18 protein-coding genes are annotated in these 16,080 nt (G+C 37.3%); all 18 read right to left on the reverse strand.

Annotated features, from left to right (window positions below):
- Positions 1-75: 75 nt before the first annotated feature.
- The 18 genes from ABU914_RS01005 to fliQ all read right to left on the reverse strand — a co-directional run bounded on the left by ABU914_RS01005 (position 76) and on the right by fliQ (position 16,070).
- The gene (locus ABU914_RS01005; protein ID WP_379667892.1) at positions 76-846 is read right to left on the reverse strand and encodes an undecaprenyl pyrophosphate synthase; all 771 of its coding nucleotides are present in this window, start codon (positions 844-846) and stop codon (positions 76-78) included.
- Positions 847-1,150: 304 nt separating this feature from the next.
- Positions 1,151-1,708 carry a ribosome recycling factor gene (gene frr / locus ABU914_RS01010; RefSeq protein ID WP_379667893.1) on the reverse strand — a complete coding sequence of 186 codons (558 nt, stop codon included), beginning with the start codon at positions 1,706-1,708 and terminating at the stop codon, positions 1,151-1,153.
- Positions 1,708-2,433 (reverse strand): UMP kinase, encoded by a 726-nt coding sequence (gene pyrH, locus ABU914_RS01015; RefSeq protein ID WP_379667894.1) that lies wholly within the window; start codon positions 2,431-2,433, stop codon positions 1,708-1,710. The genes frr and pyrH overlap by 1 nt, the downstream gene beginning before the upstream one ends.
- 112 nt (positions 2,434-2,545) lie before the next feature.
- Positions 2,546-3,424 (reverse strand): translation elongation factor Ts, encoded by an 879-nt coding sequence (gene tsf / locus ABU914_RS01020; RefSeq protein WP_379667895.1) that lies wholly within the window; start codon positions 3,422-3,424, stop codon positions 2,546-2,548.
- A 111-nt stretch (positions 3,425-3,535) separates the two neighbouring features.
- The gene (gene rpsB, locus ABU914_RS01025; protein WP_379667896.1) at positions 3,536-4,312 is read right to left on the reverse strand and encodes a 30S ribosomal protein S2; all 777 of its coding nucleotides are present in this window, start codon (positions 4,310-4,312) and stop codon (positions 3,536-3,538) included.
- Positions 4,313-4,461: 149 nt separating this feature from the next.
- Entirely contained in the window at positions 4,462-4,920 is a 459-nt protein-coding gene (locus ABU914_RS01030) for a DUF6115 domain-containing protein (RefSeq protein ID WP_379667897.1), read from the reverse strand.
- 28 nt (positions 4,921-4,948) lie between these two features.
- Positions 4,949-5,704 (reverse strand): FliA/WhiG family RNA polymerase sigma factor, encoded by a 756-nt coding sequence (locus ABU914_RS01035; protein ID WP_379667898.1) that lies wholly within the window; start codon positions 5,702-5,704, stop codon positions 4,949-4,951.
- Between the two features lie 13 nt (positions 5,705-5,717).
- Complete coding sequence (locus ABU914_RS01040) at positions 5,718-6,212, reverse strand: chemotaxis protein CheD (protein WP_379667899.1); 495 nt, start codon at positions 6,210-6,212, stop codon at positions 5,718-5,720.
- Complete coding sequence (locus tag ABU914_RS01045; protein ID WP_379667900.1) at positions 6,205-6,834, reverse strand: chemotaxis protein CheC; 630 nt, start codon at positions 6,832-6,834, stop codon at positions 6,205-6,207. Before ABU914_RS01045 ends, ABU914_RS01040 begins: the two co-directional genes overlap by 8 nt.
- 5 nt (positions 6,835-6,839) lie before the next feature.
- Complete coding sequence (locus tag ABU914_RS01050) at positions 6,840-7,307, reverse strand: chemotaxis protein CheW (protein WP_379667901.1); 468 nt, start codon at positions 7,305-7,307, stop codon at positions 6,840-6,842.
- Between the two features lie 24 nt (positions 7,308-7,331).
- Positions 7,332-9,311 (reverse strand): chemotaxis protein CheW, encoded by a 1,980-nt coding sequence (locus ABU914_RS01055; protein ID WP_379667902.1) that lies wholly within the window; start codon positions 9,309-9,311, stop codon positions 7,332-7,334.
- 12 nt (positions 9,312-9,323) lie between these two features.
- Positions 9,324-9,911, reverse strand: coding sequence for a CheB methylesterase domain-containing protein (locus ABU914_RS01060; protein ID WP_379667903.1), 588 nt, complete (start codon positions 9,909-9,911; stop codon positions 9,324-9,326).
- Between the two features lie 5 nt (positions 9,912-9,916).
- Positions 9,917-10,792: a MinD/ParA family protein gene (locus ABU914_RS01065; RefSeq protein WP_379667904.1), complete on the reverse strand. Its 876-nt coding sequence runs from the start codon at positions 10,790-10,792 to the stop codon at positions 9,917-9,919.
- Complete coding sequence (flhF, locus tag ABU914_RS01070; protein ID WP_379667905.1) at positions 10,785-11,885, reverse strand: flagellar biosynthesis GTPase FlhF; 1,101 nt, start codon at positions 11,883-11,885, stop codon at positions 10,785-10,787. Before flhF ends, ABU914_RS01065 begins: the two co-directional genes overlap by 8 nt.
- On the reverse strand, positions 11,885-13,915 hold the full coding sequence (gene flhA, locus ABU914_RS01075; RefSeq protein WP_379667906.1) for a flagellar biosynthesis protein FlhA: 2,031 nt from the start codon (positions 13,913-13,915) through the stop codon (positions 11,885-11,887). Before flhA ends, flhF begins: the two co-directional genes overlap by 1 nt.
- A 21-nt stretch (positions 13,916-13,936) precedes the next feature.
- Positions 13,937-15,019 carry a flagellar biosynthesis protein FlhB gene (gene flhB, locus ABU914_RS01080; protein ID WP_379667907.1) on the reverse strand — a complete coding sequence of 361 codons (1,083 nt, stop codon included), beginning with the start codon at positions 15,017-15,019 and terminating at the stop codon, positions 13,937-13,939.
- A 2-nt stretch (positions 15,020-15,021) separates the two neighbouring features.
- On the reverse strand, positions 15,022-15,801 hold the full coding sequence (gene fliR / locus ABU914_RS01085) for a flagellar biosynthetic protein FliR (protein WP_379667908.1): 780 nt from the start codon (positions 15,799-15,801) through the stop codon (positions 15,022-15,024).
- Positions 15,801-16,070, reverse strand: a complete 270-nt coding sequence (gene fliQ / locus ABU914_RS01090) for a flagellar biosynthesis protein FliQ (RefSeq protein ID WP_379667909.1) — start codon at positions 16,068-16,070, stop codon at positions 15,801-15,803. The genes fliR and fliQ overlap by 1 nt, the downstream gene beginning before the upstream one ends.
- Positions 16,071-16,080 lie beyond the last annotated feature (10 nt).

Here is a 16,080-nt window from a genome sequence, read left to right on the forward strand (position 1 = left end):
TGGTGTGCCTAAAAATAGCGAAATTAATTTATAACAAAATCTGCTTTACCTCCTTGACTTTTTATAGCTGGTCTTTTATCCGGACTGTACGCCTCCGAATCGCCTGCCGCGTAATTGATAATCTTTCACTGCCTGGACAAGTTCATCTTCGGAGAAATCAGGCCAAAACGTATCTGTAAACCAAAGTTCAGTATATGCTAATTGCCATAACATAAAATTGCTTAAACGAATTTCCCCACTCGTACGAATGAGCAAATCTGGATCTTTTAGCTCGGGACGAAATAAATGTGCTGAAACCAAATCTTCATTAATGTCTTCAATTGACAAAGAACCCGTTTTTACGTCACTCGCAATTTGCTGAATTGCTTTTGATAGTTCGTATCGACTTCCATAGTTTAAAGCGAAATTTAAAATTAAACCGTCATTATGTTGTGTTTGCTCAATTGCAGTATCTACTGCTCTCACTGTATGTGCAGGTAGATTGCTTTTTTCTCCCATAATCCGAACTTGGACATTTTCTTCAATCAATTCTGGCAAATACGTATTCAGAAAACTTTCCGGGAGTTTTAATAGGAAATCTACTTCATCTTTTGGACGTTTCCAATTTTCAGTTGAAAAAGCGTATAGAGTTAAAATGGATACTCCAAGTTCATTTGCTTTTTTAACGATTTTTTTTATTACCTTTGTTCCTTCGCGATGACCTGCGATTCGCGGCAACCCTCTCTTTTTTGCCCAACGACCGTTTCCATCCATAATGATCGCAATATGGGAAGGGATATTCGTTAAATCTAGAGGTACTTCAGTCGAATCTTGGTTATCCTTACGTCTAAAGAATCTCCCAAGCATTAATAATCCTCCATTTGCTTGAAATGTCATTCATTTCATTATTCCATTTATAATACGTGTTCAAAAAGGAGCGAAATTAGACGCAAGCGTGACCCAGCATTAGTAAACCTTCTATGCTACATTGAGCCGCGGAAGCTTACTACTAAGCATCATCTATTAAACGAGATACGAGATAAAAAACGATACAGGAGCAAAGTTTTTTTATCCGTAACGAATAACACCTTTTTGAACATCCTCTTATAGTGAAAAAACCCCCTATAAAGAGGGTTGCTCAATCTTAGTTTCTATTTTAACTCTATTACATTCATACTTCCATAATTTCTTTTTCTTTTTCTTCTGCTACTTTGTCAATTTCATCAACATATTTATCTGTTAGTTTTTGAACATCGTCCGTTAAACGACGCAATTCATCTTCCGTAATGTCACCATTTTTTTCGCTCTTTTTCAAGTCATCATTAATATCCCGACGAACATTACGAACCGAAACTTTGTTTTCTTCCGCATATTTTTTTACGAGTTTTACAAGCTCCGCTCGACGCTCCTCAGTTAGTGGTGGAATTGTAATACGAATGACATCTCCATCATTTGAAGGAGTGAGACCAAGATCAGATTTCAGAATTGCTTTTTCAATTTCGTCAACGACTGATTTGTCATATGGTTGAATTAACAACATCCGTGCTTCAGGAACGGAAACACCTGCAAGTTGATTTAACGGAGTCGGCGCACCATAATAATCAATCTGAATTTTTTCCAATAGTGATGGATTTGCTCGTCCCGCTCTTAATGAAGCCAATTCCCTGCTAAGATTAGATACAGCTTTTTTCATTCTGTCTTCGCCATTTTTTAACAATACGTTTGCCATTAATTTTTCCCCCTAACTACTGTCCCGATTTCTTCACCTAAAACAGCACGTTTTATATTCCCTTCGCTCATAATTGAAAACACAATTAACGGAATATCATTGTCCATACAAAGGGAAGATGCGGTTGAGTCCATAACAGCTAGCCCTTGTTTTAGGACGTCCAGATAAGACAATTTTTCATATTTTGTCGCTTTTGAATCAATTGTCGGATCAGCACTATAAATCCCATCAACATTATTTTTTGCCATTAAAATAACTTCTGCTTCGATTTCAGCGGCTCTTAAAGCAGCTGTCGTATCTGTAGAAAAGTACGGATTTCCTGTTCCTGCGGCAAAGATAACAACGCGCTTTTTTTCGAGATGGCGAATCGCACGTCTGCGAATATACGGTTCCGCTACTTGTCTCATTTCAATCGATGTTTGTACTCGTGTCTCGACTCCGATATTTTCTAAACTATCTTGTAGCGCTAAAGAATTCATTACGGTTGCAAGCATTCCCATATAATCAGCATTAGCACGATCCATCCCCATTTCGCTACCTATTTTACCGCGCCATATATTGCCCCCGCCTACGACGACAGCGACTTCAACACCTAGCTCAACAATTTCCTTTACTTGTGTTGCAATCGATCGAATGACACTAGGTTCGATTCCATAGTTTTGTTCCCCAGCTAATGCTTCTCCGCTAAGTTTTAAAACAACACGTTTATACTTTGCTTCACTCATAGTTTCCTCCAAAATTGAAATCTTACCATCATACTGTACGTTTCCATATGTAATTTGTTCACTTCATTTGAAAAAGAGGGAACACGACGTGTTCCCAATTTATAAAATGATGTTAATTTTTCATTTGTGACATGACTTCTTCGGCAAAGTTTTCTTCACGACGCTCCATCCCTTCGCCAACTTCATAACGGATGAAAGATGAAATCGTACCACCTTTTGATTTCAAATATTTGCCTACTTTTTGATCAGAATCTTTTACAAATTCTTGATCTAATAAGCAAATTTCTTCAAAGTATTTGTTTAAACGCCCTGTAACCATCTTTTCGACGATGTTTTCCGGTTTTCCTTCATTCAGTGCTTGTTGTTTTAAAACTTCTTTTTCTCGTTCAACTTCTTCTTCTGGAACGTCGTTGCGATCAATATATTTTGGATTTACTGCTGCAATGTGCATGGCAATATCTTTTGCCGTTTCTTCATCTGCACCTTCAATCACATTAAGAACCGCAATTCGACCACCCATGTGCAAGTATGCACCAAACACACCGTTGTCTGTTTTCTCTAAAATTGAAAAACGTCGCAACGAAATCTTTTCGCCTATCTTAGCGATCGCGTTATTTAAATACGCTTCTAACGTTTGCTCGTCATTCATGTTCTCAGCTAAAGCCGCTTCTACATTACTCGGTTTTTTAGCTAACAAAAACTTAGTAATATCGTTTAGTAGCGATTTAAAACTGTCATTTTTTGCAACGAAGTCTGTTTCAGTGTTCACTTCTGCAACAACGGCTGAATTGCCATCAATTTCGATTGCCGTTAATCCTTCAGCGGCGATACGATCCGCTTTTTTCGCAGCTTGGGCTATCCCTTTTTCACGAAGCCAATCAATCGCTTTTTCCATATTTCCATCATTTTCTGTCAACGCTTTTTTACAGTCCATCATTCCTGCGCCAGTTTTTTCACGCAGCTCTTTTACCATTTGTGCAGTAACAGCCATTGTTTTTCCTCCTATGTTTAAAAAAGGTGATAAAGGGCAATTCCCCCTTACCACCCTTTTATCGATTAAATTCATATAATTATCATTCACAAAAAACGATTAAACATTACGTTAAACCGTTGTTGTTTCTGTTTCGTCTTGCTCTTCTTCAGATTGTTCAGCTTTTTCCGCTTCTTCTATTTCTTCTTCAGTTTGCGCCATTTCTTCACCTTGTTTTGCTTCCAATATAGCATCTGCCATTTTACCAGTTAACAATTTTACAGCACGAATAGCGTCATCGTTACCTGGAATGACATAATCGACTTCGTCCGGATCACAATTCGTATCAACGATAGCGACGATTGGAATACCTAATTTCCTCGCTTCCGCAATCGCAATTCTTTCTTTACGTGGGTCGATAATAAAGATGGCATCAGGCAAGTTTTTCATTTCTTTAATGCCACCTAAAAATTTCTCAAGACGATCCATTTCTTTTTTAAGCAAGATCACTTCTTTTTTAGGCAATACATTAAACGTTCCATCTTCTTCCATACGTTCTAGATCTTTAAGACGTGCAATTCGTTTTTGGATCGTTTGGAAGTTCGTTAACGTACCACCTAGCCAACGCTGGTTAATGTAAAATTGACCAGAACGTTCGGCTTCATCTTTCACAGATTCTTGAGCTTGTTTTTTCGTGCCGACGAAAAGGATGTTTCCTCCATTCGCAGCAACTTCACGAATAAATTGATAAGCTTCTTCAACCTTTTTCACAGTTTTTTGTAAGTCGATAATGTAAATTCCGTTTCTTTCTGTGAAAATATAAGGTTTCATTTTTGGATTCCAGCGACGCGTTTGGTGACCAAAATGCACACCAGCTTCCAACAACTGTTTCATTGAAATAACAGCCATTCATTTTTCCTCCTAATTGGTTTTTTCCTCCGCTCGCTTCGACTTTAAATGGGCTACACGTTGCGCAGAACCACCATCTAAATCAACGAGCGTGTGTATTTTACACGACAGTTACTATACCATATGAAAACAAAAGACACAAGCGAAACTCATGACGAATGGTGAAATTTCAACAATAATTCAATTTCTCCATGTCCTTTGTTCAACTTTTTCGCAATTTCCTTAATTTCATATCCTTGTTCATATAATTGCAATGCTCGTGCCTCTAGCGATGGTTCATACTCTTTTTCAACGGCTGGCCGATGACTAACCGATTCAGTTGCCACCACTTTTTCTACTTTTGGTTTTTCCTCTTGTAGTTGTTTTTCTTCAATTTGATCGAGATGTCGATCCTTTGTTTCATTTGCTTCAAGTACTTGTTCCAGAAAACGTTCATTTTCTTCTTTTAACTCAACTGCATAAAAAGCTAATAAATCTTCAAGTTCACGCTTTTGTGTTTCGAGTCGCTCATAATCAAGCATGGTTCTCATTTTTTTTACGACTAAGATTAAAATCAAAAATGTAATAAAATGCAAGATGAGACTAACGACTAGCAAATAATTCGTCATAGTTAACAATCACCTTTTCACACGTCCGTTAAGCGTCTTTATCAAGGATGTGTCGAAGCTTATGTATCGCTTTTGAATGAATTTGTGAAATTCTCGATGTCGACAAGTTTAAAACTTTTCCAATTTCTGTAAATGTAAGGCCTTGTTCATAAAATAAGTTAATCACCAATTGTTCATTTTTATTTAAATTAACGATCGCTTCACTTAACTCACGAATAAGCTCATTTTTCATCATTTGTTGTTCCGGATTTAACGATGTCGTATCTTCAATTTGAAGGCTTTGTTCGTTATTATTTTCATCATATTTTTCATCGATAAAAATTAAGTTAGCGAGGGCGTTTTCTTGAATCGTTTTTAACACTTCGGCTTCCGACATATTTAATTCATCAGCAATTTCAGTCATCGAAATGTGTCTTAAATATTTCTGTTCTAGTTTCGCTTTCGTGTTTTCAATCCGTTTTGACTTCTCCCTTACGGAACGAGGTAACCAATCTTTCTTTCGTAATCCATCTAAAATCGCCCCTTTTACCCGAAACGAAGCATACGTGTTAAATTTCAAATCACGACCGGGATCAAACTTTGAGAGCGCATCGAATAAACCAACCAAGCCTAAACTTTTTAATTCTTCATATGAAACATTGGAGGGTAATCCTGAAGAAATCCGTTGGACATGATAGTCAACGAGTGGCATATACATTTTTACCAACTGTTCCGCAGCTTTCGAATCTCGGCTCTCAAACCACAAATCCCACTGTTGTTTTTCAAGAACATGCTGTTGACCCATGTAATTCCCTCCTTTAAATTTCAATCGTTCCTGCATTAACTTTTCGCACTGACAACATAAAAGTTTCAGGATTAAATTCGATCGTACGGCCAGTATTTCCACCGACATCTTCCGCAACCAATTGAATGTTAAATTTAAGCAAATGATCTTTTACTGCGTCGATATTTCGTTTTCCAATTCTCATAAGTTCATTATCTGATTGAAACTGAAACATTTGAGAACCTCCTGCAATTTTAGCCTTTAATCGACCTAGCACGTCGTGATGAGTTAACATCTCATGCAAAGTTTGTACAGCTGTATTAGCATATTTTCCTTCTCGAAACGGTTTGTCTCTTGCTAAACTAGAGTCTGGTAACATAACATGAGCCATTGCAGCGAGATGCAATTTTTCGTTATAAACGACAACACCGACACAGGAACCTAATCCGCTCGTTCTTAAGATGTGAGGAGGCCGTGCTGTTTTAATTTCGGCTAAGCCGACTTTAATAATCTGAACCGCTCTATTCATCTAATGGCACTCCTAATGCAGTGAATATCGTTCGAAATGAATCTGGATCAGGCAGAAGCAATACTTGTCCTTTTAATAGCGATGAAACGTTATTACTTTCCGAAAATACTGTATCGATCACGACTGCATAATCACTTTCTTTTGAAATTTGAATGAGCCCATAATGGATGAGCGCACCTGCCATATCAATCCCGACTGCAGGGACGGTAGGCTGTAAATTTAAGTTCGTAAAATCAGCTAATGAAGTTAAATACGATCCTGTTAAAATATTTCCGATTTCTTGAAAAGCACTCATCGCTAATTCATCATAAGGCGGCTCTCGTAAGTTAACGGATTGCCCAGTAATTTCAGTTAATAGTTTAGAAGCTTGATCGACTGTCAAAACAAAAAACATGCTTCCTGGTGCATCGCCTTCAATTCGGAAAAACACAGCAGCAATCAATGCTTCTTCTCCACCGAATCGTTCCGTTACTTCATCAAATGACATAATATTTACATATGGAACTTTCATATCAATGCTACTTTTAAGCATCGAGGATAACGCTGTTGCTGCGTGACCCGCACCAATGTTGCCAATTTCTTTTAAAATATCAAGGTGAAAAGCGTTAATTTTAGACAGCATGTCTTCTACGCCTCAATGTTCGCAATGGCAGACAGTTCTTCTGCGTTCAATACTTTATTTAAATTTAATAAAATGAGCAAGCGTTCATCAAGTTTCGCTACGCCTCGAATATAATCGGATTCAATGCGACCGACAACTTCAGGAGGTTGCTCTATTTTATCTGTCGGTATATCAATAACATCGTTCGCGGAGTCAACAATTAATCCAACTTCTTTATCTACAACTTGTACGATAATAATTCTCGTACTATTTGTATAATCCGTCGTTTCGATTGAAAAGCGTTCTTTTAAGTCAATAATCGGGGTTACAATTCCTCTTAAATTAATGACCCCTTTTACGAAGTCAGGCATTTTAGGTACTCGTGTAATATGAAGCATACGTTCAATAGACTGTACTTGTTGAACATCAACGCCATACTCTTCATCTTTCAACTGAAAAATTACCGCTTTAATAATTTGATTGTTTTCAGACATCGCTATCTCTCCTTTTTAATCGTGTTATTTGATTAAAGCATTACAATCGATAATTAATGCAACTTGTCCGTCACCAAGTATCGTTGCTCCAGAAATCGCAAATACGTTAGTCAAATAATTTCCGAGAGATTTTAATACAACTTCCTGTTGTCCAATAAACTCATCTACGACAAGAGCAGCCATCTTTTCACCTTTTTTAACGATGACGATTGAATAAAATTCGTCGGCTTGTTCACGGTTCGGAACTTCAAATAAGTCATTTAAAAAGACAAGTGGAACGACCTTCCCGCGAAAGTCTATGACTCTTTGATTATGTGCGTGAAACATATCTCTTTCCGTAATGATTGCAGTCTCAATAATTGAAGAAAGCGGAATTGCGTATTTTTCTTTTCCAATTTCTACAAGCAATACAGAAATAATCGATAATGTGAGTGGTAGTTGAATAATGAAACGGCTTCCTTTTCCACGTTCAGACTCAACAAAAACGGTGCCACCTAACGATTCAATTTTCGTTTTGACAACATCAAGACCAACCCCACGCCCTGATACGTCTGAGACCACTTCTGCTGTACTAAATCCCGATGAGAATATAAGCTGAAACACTTCTTCATCGGATAGGCTTTCTGCTTCACTCGTACTTACAACTTCGTTTTCAATTGCTTTCTTTAACACTTTTTCTACATTTATACCAGCCCCATCATCTTCAATCTCAATGAACACGTGATTACCACTTTGATAAGCTTTTAATGTAACGTTTCCGACACGATCTTTGTCCATCTTCTCACGAACATCCGGTGATTCAATCCCGTGATCCAATGAGTTGCGAAGAAGGTGAACGAGTGGATCACCAATTTCATCAATCACTGTCCGATCAAGTTCTGTTTCAGCACCGATAATTTCAAAGTTTACTTGTTTATCTAACTCTTTTGCTAGACTGCGAATCATCCGTGGAAATCGATTAAAAACTTGTTCAATCGGCATCATTCTCATTGTTAAAATGATGTTTTGCAAATCGCTCGAAATTCGTGTCATCTTTTCTACTGTTTCACTTAATTCTTTCACTTGTAACTCTTTTGAAATTTCTTCGAGACGCCCGCGATCAATGACAAGTTCCTCAAATAAATTCATAAGTTGATCAAGACGTTCAATATTGACACGAATCGTTTTTGAACTTTGCATATTCATTTTCGATTGAACCGGAGCTTTTTGTTTTTTCTCAAGTTTAGGTGTTTCTTCTTTTGGTTGGGGGTCTTCTTTTTTGTTTTCAAGTATTGAAACTTCAACTTTCTTAATTTCAGACACTTTCATAATCTTTTTCTGAATATCTTCTTGATTTTCTTTCGTTAGGAAAACGAGCGTGAATCGATCTTCGAAGTTCTCTTCCTCTAACTTTTCGACTGGTGGTTCTGATTTGATCACTTCACCAAGTTTTTCTAACACTTCAAAAACCATAAATGTTCGTGCAGCTTTTAATAGACAATCTTCTTCTAAATAAACTGTAATATGTAACGGTTGAAAGCCTTGTTCTTTTGACTCTTCAATCACTGCTCGTTCAAACTCATTCAATTGCAAAGAAGCAGAAACATCTTCACGATCCACCGAAGAATTTGCCACACCATCATTATTTCCATTCTCGATTTCATTCAGCATCGAGATGAGATGACTTACATCTTGCTGTCCATCCCCACCAGTACTGATGAGTGCAACCATACTTTCTAAAGCTTCTACTGCATTTAGTAAAACATCCAAAAGGTGTGATGTAACGGAAAGTTCTTCATTTCTAATCCGATCGAGGACGTTTTCCATTTTATGAGTTAAATTCGCAATATCTTCATACCCCATTGTGGCGGCCATACCTTTAAGCGTATGCGCAGAACGAAAAATTTCATTTACATAAGCTAGTTCGTTAGGGTTTTTCTCTAAGTCAAGTAAATAATCATTCACAGCTTGTAAATGTTCTCTACTTTCATCTAGAAATAAATCTAAATATTGATTCGTTTCCAAAGGACACCCTCCTCACTGTAATTGTTTCATAATCGTGTTAAACATCTGATTTAGTTCTACAATTTCATCTACTACATTTGCTTGTATCGCTGCTTTCGGCATTCCGAAAACGATGCACGACTTTTCGGATTCAGCTATCGAGTAGAGTTTGTCATAATGAGATTGACTTAATGCTTTTAAACCATTTGTTCCGTCTGAGCCCATCCCCGTCAGAATCGCAGAAACGATACGATACTCTTTTAGCTTTTTTAACGATTGAAACAGTCGATCGAGCGACGGACGATGTCCCTTAATCGGTTCAGAAAGATCTAAGTTTATTTGCAACTCTGTCTTACTCAATCGATTAACTGTCATGTGCATGCCCCCAGGCGCAATATAAGCAGTACCACTTTTTATTATTTCATGATGTTCGGCTTCTTTAATCTCAATATTCGATATCATGTTTAACCGCTCTGCTAGCTGTTTTGTAAATATTGGTGGCATATGTTGAACAATTAAAATTGGTGACGATAAACCTTTTGGGAACTGTGGTAAAAGCTGTTGAAGCGCTCGCGGTCCACCTGTGCTCGTACCGATACAGACTAGTTGTTTAATGGACATTCGCACTACCTCTTCTTTACCTTTGATAAAAATAATGTAGACAACTTCATTAAAAAGCTATCCAAGCCTTTTTTCTCGATTGGCTCCTGACCAGAATATGTGTAAATGATCTTATCCATCGAAACACTCACTTTTGATTTTGGTGCATAGATGAGGAACGGTATTCGTGCACGTACTGCTTTAGAAACCGTCCGATCGAACGGCAATGTACCGACAATTGAAATTTCAACATTTAAAAACTGAAGGGCTGTTCGTTTAAATCTTGTTGCAGTTTCATATCCTTCATCTTCATTTTCACAAGAGTTCACTAGTAAAAACATGGGCAACTGTTGATCTTGTTGTTGATTAATTGCTTTTACGAGTGCATAGCCATCTGTTATCGATGTCGGTTCTGGCGTTAACACAATCATCATTTCATGGCTTGCTAAAATAAAATTTAAACTGTCTTTCGTAATTCCTGCGCCTAAATCAAACAATATGTAATCATAATGATAATTAAGTTGCTCTACTTGCCTAACAAAATACGAGAATTTAATAGCATCAAGTTGAAAAATTTTTGACAATCCACTGCCACCAGCAATTAACGCAATCCCTGCAGGACCCTCGGTAATGATGTCGAAGATGGACAGCTTCTGTTCAATCATATCGACAATTGAAAAATGAGGTGTTACACCCGTAATAATATCGATATTTGCCATCCCAATATCTAAATCAATAACAAGTACTTTTTTGCCAATTCGACTTAGTCCGACTGCTAAATTGACTGAAATATTTGTTTTCCCAACACCTCCTTTTCCACTTACAACGGATACAACTTTCGTTTTTATTCCTGTTCGATTACGTTCAATTTGTTTTCTTAAATTTTCTGCTTGATCATACATCGTTTACACCTTCAAACAAACTTTCGACAATGTAGTCAATCGAAGGAATGACAATATCTTCTGGTACATTTTGTCCATCTGTCACATATGCTAAGCCTAAAGAGAATTCATCCATTACATTAACCATAGCCCCATAACTGGAAGTTTCATCCTTTTTAGTAAAGATGACCTTCTCGATCGGAAATTGGTTAAATTGGCGAATGATTTTTCTCATATCCTCGTATTTCGACGTTAATGATAGAACGAGATAAGTTTCCATTTCCTCGTTAAAATTAACGATTTTATTTAACTGCTCAACATATTTCTTGTCGAGGAAGTTTCTTCCGGCTGTATCAACAATGACAAGTTCGTAATTTTGAAATTTTTCGTTTGCTTCATTAAAATCTTGTAAATTGTAAGCAACCTCTACCGGGATATTTAATAGTTCAGCGTACGTTTTTAATTGTTCAATGGCAGCGATTCGATATGTGTCTGTCGTGATGAAAGCAACTTTTTTATTGTCCTGCAAAACTGCTTTCGCAGCAATTTTAGCAATTGTCGTCGTTTTACCAACACCTGTTGGACCTACAATATTTAACATTCGTTTCTCATATTGAAAGCCGCCAATTTTTTTATCTTTTAACACGTGTAACAAATAGTCGCTCGTCCATTGCTTTTGAATATCATAAGGAATTGTACGCAATTGTTGTTGTTCATACCGCTCCATTAAGTTTTCATTGATTCGCTCAATGAGTGATTGACGAATATCATGTTTCTTAAAAATTTGATTGATTTCAAATAACGATTCACTTTCATTGTTTGTTTGCTGTTTCATTTGTTTCAGTTGTTTTTTTAATTCTTGCATTTCCGAAAGCAAGGTTTGATTTTCGCGGATTGGTAGAGAATGGGCAGCATGAGATTTTGTTTTTAATTTTTTCTTTGGCTGTTCGTCAATAGCAGCGATGACTTCTATCTTTTTTTTTGAAAATAGTCCGAGAAAACCACCTGTCGATATATTTTTTGAGACGAGGATGACTGCATCCTCACCGAGTTCAGCACGAATTTTTCCCATCGCTTCAGGCATTGAAGATGCAATATATTTTTTTACTTTCATTATAAATTCACCACTCCTACGCTCTGAACTTCGACATCGGGCTCTAACTCGTTATAAGATAAAACAGCAACGTCAGGCATATACCTTTCAATGAGCTGTTTCACATACATTCTAACAGCAGGGGAACAAAGGATAATCGCCGTATTTTCCCACGCAATCGTTTCAATTTCATTTTTAATACGATGAAAGAGCTGTTCACTTTCTACAGGATCCATCGCTAAGTAATTGCCGTGTTCAGATTGTTTTATTGAGTCGGCGATCATTTTTTCAACCGAACCGCTTAACGTCAACACTTTAACTACACCGTTTTCTGTTACATATTGGTTTGTAATTTGACGCGCTAACGCCTGTCTAACGTATTCCGTTAATAGCTCTGTATCTTTTGTCATTCGTGCAAAATCACCTAACGTTTCGAAAATAACAGACAAGTTTCGAATCGCTACACGTTCTTTTAAAAGTTTCGCTAACACTTTCTGAATATCACCGTATGATAAATGTTCAGGCGTGACTTCTTCAACTGTCGTTGGATGTGTTTCTTTTAAATGATCGACTAATTTTTTCGTTTCTTCTCTTCCGAGCAATTCATACGCATACTGCTTGATCACTTCGGTTAAGTGCGTTGAAATAACCGATGGTGGATCGACGACGGTATACCCAGCAACATCCGCTTTTTCTTTCATTTCTTCATTAATCCAAAGTGCAGGAAGACCGAAGGCTGGTTCAGTCGTTTCGATTCCTTCAATTGACTCATCATCAATTCCTGGGCTCATTGCTAAATAATGGTCGAGCATGATTGTGCCACGTGCAACTGGGTTCCCTTTAATTTTTATTCGATACTCATTCGGTTGGAGTTGGATATTATCACGAATTCTTACGACTGGAATAACGAGACCGAGTTCAAGTGCTAATTGTCTGCGAATCATAATAATGCGATCGAGTAAGTCTCCGCCTTGGTTCGCATCCGCTAACGGAATTAAGCCGTATCCAAATTCAAATTCAATTGGATCTATATCGATTAAATCCATAACGCTTTCTGGACTTTTGAACTCTTCTGTTTTGATATCATCCACTTCTTCGAGGGCTAGCTCATCTTTTTCACGTTCAGAACGCAAGAGGAGAAATCCTCCCGAAGCGACGGCTAACGCTATCGGTATCGTAATCATGTCATTGATTGGAGTTAAAATTCCTAAAAGAAAAATTGTAATACCGGCGACAATAAGCATATTTGGATATGATAATAATTGCCCCGTCACATCTTGACCTAAATTTCCGTCTGATGCTGCTCTAGTTACGACAATCCCAGTAGCTGTCGAAATGATTAACGCTGGAATTTGCGAGACGAGTCCATCACCAACCGTTAATAGGGTATACGTGCTAACAGCCGAGCCTAAGTCCATCCCCATTTGCATCATTCCGACGATCATACCGAAAATAACATTGATCAAAACGATAATAATTCCAGCGATCGCATCCCCTTTAACGAATTTACTCGCACCATCCATGGCGCCGTAAAAGTCAGCTTCTTTCTCAACTTTTTGTCGTCGTTCTCTCGCTTCAGTCTCAGAGATCATTCCCGCATTTAAATCAGCATCAATACTCATCTGTTTCCCTGGCATCGCATCGAGCGTAAAACGCGCCGCAACTTCGGAGACCCGTTCTGCTCCTTTCGTAATCACGATAAATTGAATAATAACAAGGATTAAAAATACAACGAAACCAACCAATACATTTCCACCGATAACAAAATTTCCAAATGTATCGATGACGTTTCCTGCTTCAGCTTTGCTTAAAATTGAACGAGTCGTTGACACGTTTAAACCTAAGCGAAATAAAGTAACGAGCAATAAAAGCGAAGGGAAAACGGAAAACTGTAACGGCTCATTCATATTCATAGATACGAGAATAATAATTAAGGCTAATAAAATATTCGTTATGATTAAAAAGTCAAGTAACACAGGTGGAAATGGAATAACGAGCATCGCAATAATGAGAATAACACCAATGAGCACGGATAAGTTTTTGAAAGACATGAATGAGACCTCCCTTCTTAATTAAATTTTCTGTTTCAATCGATATACATAAGCTAGCACCTCTGCCACAGCTTGAAAGAGCTGCTCTGGCACCGTATCACCAATTTCTGCTTCTTTATAAAGCGCACGTGCTAAATGTCGGTTTTCAACGATTACAACATCGTTTGTTTCTGCGATTGTTTTTATTTTTAATGCAATGTAATCGACACCCTTCGCAACGACTTGTGGTGCTTCCATTGTCTCTTCATCATATTTTAGAGCGACGGCGAAATGTGTCGGGTTTGTAATGACGACATCTGCTTTCGGTACTTCTTGCATCATACGCTGCATTGCCATTTGCTTTTGTCGTTCTTTTATTTTTGACTTAATGAGTGGGTCGCCTTCGATTTTTTTATATTCATCTTTTACTTCTTGTTTCGACATTCGAATATTTTTTTCAAAATCATATTTTTGATACACGTAATCAAATATAGATAAAAAGATTAATAATATTGATGTAAACACACCCATTTTTACAGTCAGATTCCCGATAACAGCTAATGTTGTATTAGGTGACGTAGATGTAAGCCGAAACACTTCTTCCTTGTGCAACCAAAGAATCGTAAACGTAACGACTCCGACTAATGTAATTTTCAGCATTGCTTTTAATAATTCGACGAGTGCTCGTGCTGAGAACATTCGCTTTGCACCTTGTATCGGGTTAATTCTCTCAAGCTTTAAAATAAGCGGCTTCGTTGTAAATAGCACTCCTACTTGCATGTAATTACTTACTAATGCACCGATAATTGCGGCTAAAAAAATCGGCAAAAGAACTTTAGCAGCTTGTATTGATAAATCCGTCATCATGAGACGAATCGACTGTTCAGTAACACCGATTAACACATATTCATTAAAACTTATTTCAAAAATTTTTAAGATGTCTTCACGTAAAAAGCTTCCGAAAAACCATAAAAACAGAAAAACAAACAATAGAATAATTGCGGTGTTGACGTCAGCACTTTTAGCAACTCTACCTTCTTTTCTCGTATCTTGGCGTTTTTTCGGTGTTGCTTTTTCAGTTTTCTCTTGTGAGAAAAATTGCAAATCAATTTTCAAATATGCCAAGCTTAAACGCCTCCAGCTAGCCTCATTAATGTTCTCATAACCGTAAACATTTCAGTAAACAAGTAATTCACCATTGAGAATAAAACAGAAAATGATACGAGCAATACGACAAAGCTGACAAAAATTTTTAACGGTAAACCAACGACGAATACATTCACTTGAGGAACGGTTCTCGCAATAAAGCCTAGCGCGATATCAACTAAAAACAATGACGCCACAACCGGAATCGACATTTGAAAAGCAATAATAAACATTTTCGTAAAGCTTTCTGTCACATATTTTGCTGTTTGTCCATCGGAAAACGGTAAAAACAGCTTGTCTACGGGAATCAATAAATAACTGTTAAAAATTCCATCTAGTAAAATAAGGTGGCCATCTACCGATAATAAAAATAAGAGAGCAAATACATAAAAAAATTGACCTAGCAATGGAGTTTGTGCCCCTGTTTGTGGATCAACGACGTTCGCAATTGCAAACCCCATTTGAAAATCGATAAAACCGCCTGCAACTTGAACGGCATAAAAAATTAACATTGCAATTAAACCGATTCCGACACCGACCGTAGCTTCTTTTAAAATTAGCAAAAAATATGTACTATCAATAAGCAATTCGCTCGGATGTTCAAGCGTAAAACTTGCAAAAAAGGCGAGCGCTGCTGAAATAATTATTTTATTCATGAGCGGAATGTTCCGATACGAAAATAATGGCGCTGAAACGAAAAATGCGCTAATTCTAGTAAAAACAAGTAAAAATAATGGAATGTTATTAAGAAAATGCTCCATCAGTTAACAAACCTTTGCAAATTCGTAAACATGTCGTAGGTAAAATTAAGAATTTGTGATAACATCCAGGGTCCGAAAAAAATTAACGAGACAAGGACTGCAATGATTTTAGGTATAAACGCTAGCGTTTGCTCTTGAATTTGTGTCGTTGCTTGAAAAATACTAACAAGTAAGCCAACGGCAAGGGCAATTAATAATAATGGTGCAGCAATAAGCAAAGTCGTAAAAACCGCACGTTCTGCTAATGAAATTACAAAATCTGGCGTCATTCTCAATCAC

Origin of the sequence: Pueribacillus sp. YX66 (assembly GCF_041725775.1) — a bacterium.
GTDB lineage: Bacteria > Bacillota > Bacilli > Bacillales > UBA6769 > Pueribacillus.